At 65.7% G+C, this 11,161-nt stretch carries 11 protein-coding genes and 1 pseudogene; 6 read left to right on the forward strand and 6 right to left on the reverse strand.

Annotation, left to right across the window (positions count from 1 at the left end; genetic code table 11):
- The 4 genes and pseudogenes from DBR20_RS22945 to DBR20_RS10130 form a co-directional block, all read right to left on the reverse strand.
- Positions 1-653: pseudogene (locus tag DBR20_RS22945) on the reverse strand (GntR family transcriptional regulator); the annotation flags it as partial.
- A gap of 9 nt (positions 654-662) precedes the next feature.
- A complete protein-coding gene (locus DBR20_RS10120; protein ID WP_108266084.1) occupies positions 663-1,265 on the reverse strand; it encodes a DUF6436 domain-containing protein in 603 nt (200 codons plus the stop codon).
- Positions 1,265-1,525 (reverse strand): hypothetical protein, encoded by a 261-nt coding sequence (locus tag DBR20_RS10125; RefSeq protein WP_099819766.1) that lies wholly within the window; start codon positions 1,523-1,525, stop codon positions 1,265-1,267. Before DBR20_RS10125 ends, DBR20_RS10120 begins: the two co-directional genes overlap by 1 nt.
- A gap of 72 nt (positions 1,526-1,597) precedes the next feature.
- Positions 1,598-3,013 (reverse strand): PLP-dependent aminotransferase family protein, encoded by a 1,416-nt coding sequence (locus tag DBR20_RS10130; RefSeq protein WP_108266085.1) that lies wholly within the window; start codon positions 3,011-3,013, stop codon positions 1,598-1,600.
- 183 nt (positions 3,014-3,196) lie between these two features.
- Between DBR20_RS10130 and cyoA the strand changes: the two genes are divergently transcribed.
- The 5 genes from cyoA to DBR20_RS10155 all read left to right on the forward strand — a co-directional run bounded on the left by cyoA (position 3,197) and on the right by DBR20_RS10155 (position 7,851).
- Complete coding sequence (gene cyoA / locus DBR20_RS10135) at positions 3,197-4,102, forward strand: ubiquinol oxidase subunit II (protein ID WP_108266086.1); 906 nt, start codon at positions 3,197-3,199, stop codon at positions 4,100-4,102.
- Positions 4,103-4,107: 5 nt separating this feature from the next.
- Complete coding sequence (gene cyoB / locus DBR20_RS10140) at positions 4,108-6,084, forward strand: cytochrome o ubiquinol oxidase subunit I (RefSeq protein ID WP_108266087.1); 1,977 nt, start codon at positions 4,108-4,110, stop codon at positions 6,082-6,084.
- Positions 6,081-6,716, forward strand: coding sequence for a cytochrome o ubiquinol oxidase subunit III (gene cyoC / locus DBR20_RS10145; RefSeq protein ID WP_080149637.1), 636 nt, complete (start codon positions 6,081-6,083; stop codon positions 6,714-6,716). Before cyoB ends, cyoC begins: the two co-directional genes overlap by 4 nt.
- Before the next feature lies 1 nt (position 6,717).
- A complete protein-coding gene (cyoD, locus tag DBR20_RS10150) occupies positions 6,718-7,050 on the forward strand; it encodes a cytochrome o ubiquinol oxidase subunit IV (protein ID WP_025877422.1) in 333 nt (110 codons plus the stop codon).
- Positions 7,051-7,164: 114 nt separating this feature from the next.
- Positions 7,165-7,851: an SCO family protein gene (locus tag DBR20_RS10155; RefSeq protein WP_108266092.1), complete on the forward strand. Its 687-nt coding sequence runs from the start codon at positions 7,165-7,167 to the stop codon at positions 7,849-7,851.
- A 182-nt stretch (positions 7,852-8,033) separates the two neighbouring features.
- Here DBR20_RS10155 and DBR20_RS10160 read toward each other — a convergent pair whose 3' ends face one another.
- A complete protein-coding gene (locus tag DBR20_RS10160) occupies positions 8,034-8,630 on the reverse strand; it encodes a DNA breaking-rejoining protein (RefSeq protein WP_108266088.1) in 597 nt (198 codons plus the stop codon).
- Positions 8,630-10,408 (reverse strand): S8 family serine peptidase, encoded by a 1,779-nt coding sequence (locus DBR20_RS10165; RefSeq protein ID WP_108266089.1) that lies wholly within the window; start codon positions 10,406-10,408, stop codon positions 8,630-8,632. Before DBR20_RS10165 ends, DBR20_RS10160 begins: the two co-directional genes overlap by 1 nt.
- 258 nt (positions 10,409-10,666) lie before the next feature.
- On the opposite strand from DBR20_RS10165, the gene DBR20_RS10170 reads away from it, so the two are divergent.
- A complete protein-coding gene (locus DBR20_RS10170; RefSeq protein WP_108266090.1) occupies positions 10,667-11,071 on the forward strand; it encodes a hypothetical protein in 405 nt (134 codons plus the stop codon).
- The last annotated feature ends 90 nt before the right edge of the window (positions 11,072-11,161 follow it).

Here is an 11,161-nt window from a genome sequence, read left to right on the forward strand (position 1 = left end):
TGCGCGCCTTCGGTCAGCAGCAGGCGTGCATCGTCCACCGTGCCCAGCATCGGCTGCAGCCAGCGCGCCGCCGCGTGGCGATCGGTCGGATTGCCACCGCCGAGGTGATAGGTCATCAGGTTTGGCGCATTGCTGCGCGCGAGCACCGCCGCTGCGCCTCGACGCAGCATGTCCGCCAGTGCATCAGCGTCGGGTACCGGCGGCACGTTCATGCTGAGATCGACGGCCTGGTCAAAGCCCGCTTTGGGCGGTGCGATGAAGCTGCCCTGTGGCCCACGTGCTTCGATCAGCCCACGCTTGCGCGCTTCATCGAACGCACGGGTCACCGTGGTCAGATCCACGCCCAGCTGCTTTGCCAGTGCGCGCTGCGAAGGCAGCCGTTGCCCGGGCGCCAGGCCACCGCGATTGATGGTGCGTTCCAGCGTGTTGACGATGCGCAGGTAGATCGGACCGCTGTGCACGTGCACGTCCTGCACCCAGCCCAGCCCTGCGACGCCAGGCCCTGCGACATCGGGTCGCGGCATGTACGGAGGATGTCGGGGCGTATCGTTGCTTCCAACGGCGGGAGCCTGTCCATAACCATCGGTCGGTTCGGACAGGTGACCGCCGTTGTTGTTTGCGGCGGCTGCGCCGGCCAGCGTCGGTGATGTCATCGCGCGTCCTCAGCGCTTGGCCTGCCACGGGCAGTAGCAGCCCACGGCAAGCAGTCCTTTCGGGCGCACGGTTTCGCCGCGCACCAGTTTGTCCAGCAACGGTTCGACAAAGCTGTTGGCCGAATTGCAGACCATGCCGATGCTGTACGGGCCGGCATAGGCCAGGTGGCCCTGGCGGTCCCAGATCGCCACCGCCGGGCTGGCCGGAATGTTCTCGATGCCGTCGATGGTCGGCAGGTTGATGACCTTGTTGCGCAGCGGCTCGGGCAGTTCGCCTGCCGTACCGGGGCGACGGATCGCATAGAAGTCGATGCCGGCGCGGCGGTACATGCTGATCAGGTAGCTGAGGTGCGCACCGGTTTCGCGGTTGCACACGCCGCAGGCCGGGTCCCAGAAATGCACCACGCGGATGCGGCCGGTGTCGCCGGCCAGTTCCGCCGGCAACCGCAGCTGCGAGTCATCGAAGACGATGGCCTGTTCGGCGAACGTGGACTGCTCGCCATAGCCGAAGTACTGCCACAGGGCCGCCGCCACGCCGGCCATGAACAGGCAGGCGAGGGCGATCATCAACGGCAGCATCGAACGGCGTGGGCGCGGCGCGGTTGCGCCCATCAGGAGCCGTCCTCGCCGAACTTGTGCACGTACTGCTTGCGCATCTCGCGGCAGGAATCGGCCTGGGCGCGGCGCTGGATCTCGCTGCGCGCCGCATCCTCGCTGCGTTGCAGGCACTGTTCGATGGCGTGGCGCTCGGCGGCCTGCACATCCACGGTCTGCGGTTGCAGGCAGACCCAGGCCAGGGCAGCCAGCATCAACACGACGAAGCCGCCGCAGCCGGCCATCACCAGGTGGAACTTCAGTTTGTCGGCGGCCATCTGCGGCACGTCCCTTGGTCCATACATTACATACAAGATATCATCTTGTATGGTTATGACTCACAGGGGGGCTCAGACGATCGCCGAATGTCGCGCGTCAGGCGCCTCGGACAGGATCTCGTTCAGCTTGGCCAGCGCTCCGGCCAAGGCCTCCTGGTCCACGGCCCCGCCCAGCGACAGGCGGATGGCGTTGCCCGGTGGCGGTTCCTCCACGCTGAAGGCGTCGGAGCTGGCGATGCCCAGGCCCTGTTCCTGCGCGGCCTGGATCAAGCGGTACTGGTCCAGCCGCGGCGGCAACGGCAGCCACACATGCAGGCCGGCCGGATGGGCCTGGCGGCGGGCCGGCAGATAGCGGGCGGCGATGGTCTGGCGCTCGCGCAGTTCCTGCTGGAAGCGCTGCACCATCGCCTGCGCCTGGCCGGTGCGGATCCAGTGCGAGGCCACGGCCACCATCGACTGGGTGGGCATCAGCGCGATCGCGCGCAGGGCGTCCAGCACCGGTTCCATCGGCTGGCCGGCCGGCACCACCAGGTAGGCCGTGCGCAGGCCGGGGGCCAGGCACTTGGACAGGGTGGAAATGTAATAGACCGGGCAGTCACCGTCGGCCAGCGCGGCCAGTGGCGGAGCGGCATCGCCGGCCAGCAGCCAGTAGGGATCGTCCTCGACCACGGTCAGTTCGTGCCGCCGCGCCACCGCCAGCAGGGCCTGCCGGCGCTGCGCCGACATCGTCGCCGTAGTCGGGTTCTGGATGGTCGGTACCAGATACAGCAGGCGCGGCCGACGCAGCTGGCAGGCCTCTTCCAGCGCATCGGGCAGCATGCCCTCGGCGTCCATCGCCACCGGCACCACGCCCCGCTGCAGCACCCGCGCGGCGGCCAGCAGGCCCGGGTAGGTCAGCTGTTCGGCGGCGATCAGTTCGCCCGGCTGGGTGCGGGCCAGGATCAGCGCGCACAGCGCGGTCTGCGCACCGGGGCAGATCACCACCCGCTCGGCGCCCACCGGGCCGAGGATCGGCGCCAGCCATTGCACGGCCGCAGCGCGGTCGTCGCGGCTGCCGGCACCGACGTGGTAGCTCATCAGCTCGCCCTGGCCCAGCTGCTGGCCCAGGTGCTGGAAACCGGCCTCCATGCCCTGCGCGAACGGCGCGCTGCCCAGCAGCGGCGGGATGTTCATGCTCAGGTCGACCGAGGTGCTGCGGTTGCCGGCGGACATCGCGATGAAGGTGCCGCCGGCGCCCTGTGCGTCCAGCAGCCCGGCCTGGCGCAGTTCGGCGAAGGCGCGGGTGACCGTGGTCAGGTCCACGCCCACCTGCTGGGCCAGATCGCGCTGCGGTGGCAGGCGGTCGCCCGGGCGCAGCACGCCGTCGTCCACCGCCTCGCGCACCTGCTGGGCGATCTGCAGGTACAGCGGTCCGGCGCCCTCACGGAAGGGGCGAACCCAGGTCCGGTTGGGGTGTTTCAGGCGGCGGCCGGCAGCAGGAGGCGTCATCGGTCGGATTCTTCCATACGTGCAGATGCACAAGTCCATACAATGCTGTATCTTGTATGGGCTTGATTGGAGTGGTTCGCCTGCTTGTAGGCGACCTCGTACCCACAGTGTAGCCGCTCCACGCCCGGGCGCTGCGCGCAGGCGGGCCGGTCAAGCACGCATCTTCAACAGGGTTGACCTCCAATGAATATCTGCTGGAACCGCATCCGCCTGGCGCTGGTCGCCCTGGCCTGCATCGCCCTGACGGGCTGCGATTGGGTGCTGCTGGATTCGAAGGGCATGGTCGGGATCGCACAGCGCGACCTGATCCTGATCTGCATCGGCCTGATGCTGATCGTCGTCGTGCCGGCCATCGTGCTGACCTTCGTGTTCGCCTGGCGCTTCCGCGCCGGCAATACCAAGGCCAAGTACACGCCGGACTGGTCGCACTCCACCAAGGTGGAAGTGGTGGTCTGGGGCGTGCCGTTGATCATCATCGCGGTACTGGCGGTGATCTTGTGGCAGTCCACGCACGAGCTTGATCCGTACAAGCCGCTGGACGTGGCCGGCGAGCCGCTGCACGTAGACGTGATCGCCACCGACTGGAAGTGGGTGTTCGTGTACCCGGACCTGGGCATCGCCACGGTCAACCAGCTCAACTTCCCGGCCAACCGCGCGCTGGCGTTCAACATCACCTCCAACTCGACGATGAACACGTTCTTCATCCCGCAGCTGGGTGGGCAGATCTACGCGATGGCCGGCATGCGCACGCAGCTGCACCTGATCGCCAACGAGCCCGGCCAATTCCGTGGCATGTCCGGCAACTACAGCGGCCATGGCTTCTCGAACATGAAGTTCATGGCCACCGCCAGCAGCAACGAAGACTTCGATCGCTGGGTGGCCGAAGTGCGCAGCGCGCCGGATGCGCTCAGCTTCGAACAGTTCAAGGCGCTGGCCGCACCGTCGAAGAACGCACCGGTGCAGCACTTCTCCAGCGTCGAACCGCTGCTGTTCAAGAAAGTCATCGACCAGTTCATCGGCGTCGGTGAGAACACTGCTGCTGCGGCCCCGGCCGGTACGGCCGCCGGTGCCCAGGTTTCCCAGGAGTAACGAACATGTTGGGTAAATTGACGTGGGAGGCCGTGCCGCTGCACGAGCCGATCGTGGTGGTCACGCTGGCGGCCATGGTCCTGGGCGGCCTCGCGCTGCTCGGCGCGGTGACGTATTTCAAGCTGTGGGGCGTGCTTTGGCGCGACTGGTTCACCACCGTGGACCACAAGAAGATCGGCATCATGTACGTGGTCGTCGCGCTGGTCATGCTGGTGCGTGGCTTCGCCGATGCGCTGATGATGCGCGCACAGCTGGCGGCGGCCGGGCCGGGCAGTGATGGCTTCCTGCCACCGGAGCACTACGACCAGATCTTCACCGCGCACGGCGTGATCATGATCTTCTTCGTGGCCACCCCGTTCGTGGTCGGCCTGATGAACATCATCGTGCCGCTGCAGATCGGCGCACGCGACATGGCGTTCCCGTTCCTCAACGCTTTCAGCTTCTGGATCTTCGTGGTCGGCGCTGCGCTGATGATGATCTCGCTGGGTGTCGGCGAATTCGCCATGACCGGCTGGGTCGCCTATCCGCCGCTGTCGGGCATCGAGTTCAGTCCAGGCGTGGGTGTCGATTACTACATCTGGGCTTTGCAGGCCTCCGGCATCGGTACGTTGCTGACCGGCGTCAACCTGTTCATCACCATCCTGCGCATGCGTGCGCCGGGCATGACGTTGATGAAGATGCCGGTGTTCACCTGGACCGTGCTGGTCACCAGCGTGATCATCATCGCCGCCTTCCCGATCCTGACCGTGGCCCTGGGTGCACTCACCCTCGACCGCTACCTGGACTTCAACTTCTACACCAACACGTTGGGTGGCAACCCGATGATGTACGTGAACCTGGTGTGGGCCTGGGGCCACCCGGAGGTGTACATCCTGGTGCTGCCGGCGTTCGGCATCTTCTCTGAAGTGACCGCCACGTTCTCGCGCAAGAAGCTGTTCGGCTACAAGTCGATGGTCGGCGCCACCCTGGCGATCGGCATCCTGTCCTTCATCGTGTGGCTGCACCACTTCTTCACCATGGGTTCCGGCGCCAGCGTCAATGCCTTCTTCGGCATCATGACGATGATCATCGCCATCCCCACCGGCGTGAAGATCTTTACCTGGCTGTTCACCATGTACGGCGGCCGCGTGGAGTTCAGCGTGCCGATGCTGTGGACCATCGCCTTCCTGGTCACCTTCACCATCGGTGGCATGACCGGCGTGCTGCTGGCCATCCCGGGCGCGGACTTCCTGCTGCACAACAGCCTGTTCCTGGTGGCCCACTTCCATAACACCATCATCGGCGGCGCGCTGTTCGGCTACCTGGCCGGCTTCGTCTACTGGTTCCCGAAGGTGTTCGGCTTCACCCTCAACGAGCGCCTGGGCAAGTGGTCCTTCGCCTGCTGGGTGATCGGCTTCTACCTGGCCTTCATGCCGCTGTACATGCTCGGTTTCATGGGCATGACCCGACGCATGAACCAGTACGACAACCCGGCGTGGACGCCGTACCTGATCGCTGCGTTCATTGGTGCGCTGTTCGTGTTCGCAGGCATCATCCTGATGCTGGTGCAGATCTACGTCAGCGTGCGCGACCGCAAGCGCAACCTGGATCTGACCGGCGACCCGTGGAACGCACGCACGCTGGAATGGGCCACGCCGTCGCCGCCGCCGTTCTACAACTTCGCCGTGGTGCCCAAGGCCGATGAGCTGGATGCCTTCCACGAAGCGAAGAAGCGCGGCCTGCCGCCGCCGCCGAAGAAGTACGCCCCGATCCACATGCCGAAGAACACCGGTGTGCCGCTGATCCTCAATGTCTGGATCCTGGTGCTGTGCTTCGCCCTGGTCTGGCACATCTGGTGGATGGCCGGTGCCAGCTTCATCGCGATGATCATCACCCTGATCGCGCGCTCCTACAACGAGGACGTGGATTACTACGTCAGCTCCGAGGAGGTGGCGCGTACCGAAGCGGCCAACCACGCCAAGCTGCAGGAGGCAGGCGCATGAACCTGTTGACCCGTCCGCAACTGGACAGCGATGCACTGGTCCACGACGACCACCATGAGCACGACCACGCCCACGAACAGGGCGGCATGAAAGTGTTCGGCATGTGGGTGTACCTCATGTCCGACCTGGTGCTGTTCGGCTCGCTGTTCGCCTCGTACGCGGTGCTCAGCACCGCCTACGCTGGCGGCCCCACCGGCAAGGAACTGTTCTCGTTGCCGTTCGTGATGGCCGAGACCTTCATCCTGCTGGTGTCCAGCATCACCTATGGCCAGGCCGTGCTGGCCATGCACCGCCTGGACAAGGCAGCGGTGCTGCGCTGGCTGGGCGTGACCTTCGTGCTCGGTGCCTCGTTCATCGGCATGGAGTTGTACGAGTTCTCGCACCTGATCCATGAAGGTGCCGGGCCCAGCACCAGTGCCTACCTGTCGGCGTTCTTCGCCCTGGTCGCTACCCACGGCCTGCACGTGGCCAGCGGCCTGATCTGGATGGCGGTGGTGATGCACCAGGTCTATCGCCGTGGCCTGACCCCGACCAACATCACCCGCGTGTCCTGCCTGAGCCTGTTCTGGCACTTCCTGGACCTGGTGTGGATCTGCGTCTTCACCTTCGTCTACCTGATCGGAGCCTTCTGACATGGCCCACGTCGAAACCTCGCGCGCCGGCAATGCGCACGGTTCCACCAAGTCCTACCTGATCGGCTTCGTGCTGTGCGCGCTGCTGACGGTGGTGCCGTTCGCGCTGGTGATGAACCCGGTGCTGTCGCGGCCGGTCACGCTGTTCCTGCTGGTCGGCTTCGCCGTCGCGCAGATCCTGGTGCAGCTGGTGTACTTCCTGCACATGGACCGCAAGTCCGAAGGTGGCTGGAACCTCGCCAGCTTCGTGTTCACTCTGGTGATCCTGTTCATCGTGGTCGCATTGTCGATCTGGATCATCTGGAGCATGCACTACCACATGATGATCAACTGACCGTGGCCGGGGCGATCGGCAAGGAGTGCGCGATCGCCCTGGCACCTCAGCCCTCTCTCCCCCCAGGGCAGGCCTGATCGAGACCGCGCCCACCTCGTGTTGGTGGTACCCGTGATGCGTGTTGCTTCCGTTGTTCGTTCCCTCCGCCTGCCGCTGCTTGCCGCAGGCCTGGCACTCGGCCTGCTGGCCGGCTGCAGCGCGCAGTCGCGCATGGATTTCTATTCCAAGGACATCGCCTGCGAGGAGCTGGGTCAGCACTGGACCATGCCCGACAGCGCCGGCACCCTGCGTGGCCCGAAGGACCTGCAGGGGCAGGTGACCTACCTGTTCTTCGGCTTCACCAGCTGCCCCGACGTGTGCCCGACCACCATGGTCGAGCTGAGCCAGGTAAAGCACCTGATGGGCAAGGATGCCAACCAGATGCAGGTGGTGTTCGTCAGCGTGGACCCGGCGCGCGATACACCCGAAGTCGCACACACCTATGTGCACGCGTTCGACCCGAAGGCGATGGCGCTGGTCGGCGATGAAGCGCAGCTCTCGGCGATGGCCAGTGACTTCAAGGCGTTCTACGAGAAGGAGCCCGGGCAGCTGCCGGACACCTACACGATGAGCCACATCGCCGGCGGCTACGTGTTCGACCGCCAGGGCCGCCTGCGCCTGTTCGCACCCTACGGCATGCCGGTGGAACAACTGTTCTCGGACGTGCAGCGGTTGTTGCTGGAACCGGAACATCCGGCCGCCGGCAGTGAAGCACTGGCCGCATGCAAGCTGCCGCACAACACCAGCGTCGCCGCCCGCTGAACGACGCATCCGCTCCGGTGGGTGATGCCTGCTCCGGTGGGTGATGCTCGCTCCGGTGGGTGTCGACCTTGGTCGACACGCGGTGAATGAATCTGGTGGGTGCCGACCGTTGGTCGGCACACCCGCTCACCAATCCCCCGGCCGGCCAGGAGAGCCAACCGGCCGGGGCACCACTCAACGCCTTACTTGGTTTCTTCCCACTGCACCACGTCCGGCTCGGCCGCCTTGATGCCGGCGGTCGACAGCAGCTTGGTGGTTGCATCCAGTGCCGCGTTCACCGAGGGGTACTCGACGATCGCCCGGCCCGACGCCTTGGATACCTGCACCACGGTACCGCCTGTGGCGGTGGCCGCACGTTGGGCCGAGGCCGCATCGGTGAAGAACACCTTGACCCGCGACGTTGCCACCACCGGTGCGCCGTCGTTGGAGACGGCGGCAGCAAACTTGCTGGCGCCGGCGTCCACGCGCGCCGCCGCGCCGCTGCTGCCGGCATCGGTGGAGCGCTTGCTGCGGCTGCCGACGGCCGCCGCGCTGGCATCAGCACCGGTAGTGATCCTGAACTGGCCGCCGTTGGCCTGTTGCACGCTTGCCGACGGCGCCAGCTGGAATCGGGAACCGCCAACATTGAACGAGCGGCCGGTGGCTTCCGTCTTCAGTTGCTGCGCGTCTACGGTCGACAGGGTCTTGGCCGCCGGCGGCTGGCCAGAGCTCTGTGCCGAGGCGGTAGTGGTCATCGCCGCGAAGGCGAGGGTACTCAACAGAATGGTCGTCTTCATCATCAGTGCCCCAGAACGCGGATCTTGAAGAATTCGAGGTTGCCACGCGATGCAGCATTCGCGGCTTGCCCCACGTCGGTTACTTCCAGCGTCCAGGTGCCGGTTGCGTTCTCATCCAGGAAGGCATTGCTGGACAGCAGATCCCAGTTGGTGAAGTTGCGCTGCGCGCCACCAGTACCCGAACCGATGGCGGTGAACGCTGGCTGCACCACGCTGCGCGTGCCACTGGGCGAAACCAGCACGAACTGCAGCTGGCGGGTATTGCTGTGGCTCACCCGGAAGCCCAGCTGCACCGACTCGATGTTGCGCGCACCGTTGGCGACCTGGAAGGTCAGGCGCGCCGCGGCGGCCGAGGTATTGCCGATGGCCACGGTGCGCGTGGTGGTACGCCAGCCGCTGTCGACCAGCGCACCCAGCGACTGGAAGTTCTCCGCCACCTGCACCGCGCGTCCGGCATTGACCACGCCGAAGCCATACCAGTTGCTGTAGGCACGGCCGGCAGCATTCACTGTCCAACCCGGCACCAGCACGCGGCCGTCAGCCAGTGTCACCGCCGCCCGGTTTGGGTCGTTGCGGGTGGCGGTGGTGGCCAGGATGTACTTCACATCGCGGTAGGACAGGTTCGGATTGGCTTCCAGTACCAGCGCGGCCACACCAGACACCATCGGCGCCGACGCCGACGTACCGTTCATCTTCGCGGTGTAGTTGCAGGTGCTGTCGATGGCCGACTGGTTGCTGTCCAGCGTGTTCTGGCGGTTGGTGTTCTTGTTGCTGCCCTGCGTGCAGCCGGTCACGTCGGTGGTGACGATGGCCGGATCGTACGCACGTGCCACCAGATTCGGCGCGTACTGCGCCTGCAGGCCGTACTCGCCGCCAAAGGCCGATACCCACAGTGCCGAACCGGTGGACGAGTACGACGAGCGAACGCCGTCGGCGCGCACCGCACCCACGGTGATCACGTTGAACAGGTTGTTACGCGGATCGCGCCCGGCTGGCACACAGCCGGTGTTGCGGTTCTTGGTGTCATTCGTGCAGATATCGTAGGTATTGCCGAGGCTATCCTGCCAGCTCGCGTTGTTGTGGTTGTTGCCGGCCGACTTCACGTAGATACCGCCACGGCCACCGCGCGTACCCGACAGCGCCTGCTCATACGAACGTATCGTGTTTTCGCTGTACGCCAAGGGCAGGTTCGGATTGCCCGGGCCGGCGCCCCAGCTGTTGTTGAACACCTGCACGTCGGCCACTTCGGCACCGTCCCACCACGCGTACTCGATGTTGCTCTGCTGGTTGCCCTGGGCTGTTCTCGAAATCGGGTTGAACCCTTTCAGCGTCGCCGCTGGCGCCACGCCGCGCACGCCCAGGTTGTTGGCGCCCACCGCACCGGCGATGCCGCCGACCATGGTGCCGTGGTTGTCGGCGTTCGGGTTGGACGGGGTGGGATTGTTCGAACCATTGGCGAAGTTCTTGCCGGCCACTGCCGCGACATTGGCGGCCAGGTCCGGGTGCGCGATCTGCAGGCCGTCATCGACGATGGCGATGGTGACGCCCTGGCCGCGGATGCCATTGCGGAACAGGCCATCGACGTTGAGATCGTTGCCGGCCACCGGCAGCGTGTCAGCGGGTACCGTCTGCCCGGTATTGAGCAGGTGCCACTGGATTCCGGCCAGCGGATCAGCCTGTTGCGCCTGGGCGGTAAGGGCCAGGCTGCCCAGTACCAGGGCAGTGGCCAGGGCCAGGCGCGCAGAGCGCGGTGGCGCGGAGCGTTGCGTGTGTCGCTTCATACACGAATCCTTCTGTTGTGAATCGGCATGGCAGGACGGCGGGGCGGATCTGCCCCATCGCAACGAGCCAAACGCGACACAACGAACAACCCCCTACCTCTTCACGCAGCCAATGTGCTGATGTGCCAAATGCGTCACAAACACTTATGCCGCCTGGTAATGACGACTGCGCCGCTCTCGCCTGTGCTTCGGTAGATGCCAACCTTGGTTGGCCCCCCCCGCCATGCCACCATGCCTGCAGCCCCCGGAGGACAGCGGATGACACGCCCCAATGCCCGCGCCCATGCCGATCTGGCCCCGCTCACCGTGGCCACCATCCGCAAGGTGGTGCTGTCGATGTATCACCGCCGCCACGACTACTGGACCGACGCGGACATCGCCGAGCTGCTGCCGGAGCTAAGCGCATTCAACATCACCACGGTGAAGCAGCTGCGCCTGCTGATGAAACGGCACCGCCACGCGCTGCTGTGGGAGGAGAGGGAGAAGATGCCCCGGGCGCAGACGCTGTATCTGCGGGCTGAGGGCGGCTGTCGTGGCATCGATATGCACGCCAACACCAGCTGGTACGCCATTGGCGGCCTGGTCCGCATCAGCATGGAACACGAATTCGGCTTCGAGACCATGCTGCCGTTCCATGAGATACGCGAAGACGAACCGGCGTAGCGTGGCGCGTGCGCGACGGCCGAGGCAATCGAAGCAGGGCGTCATCGCACCCCCTCCCGCCCCCCTGTGCTACTACAGCCCGTGCAGCCC

This window comes from Stenotrophomonas sp. HMWF023 (genome assembly GCF_003060985.1).
Taxonomy (GTDB): Bacteria; Pseudomonadota; Gammaproteobacteria; order Xanthomonadales; family Xanthomonadaceae; genus Stenotrophomonas; species Stenotrophomonas lactitubi.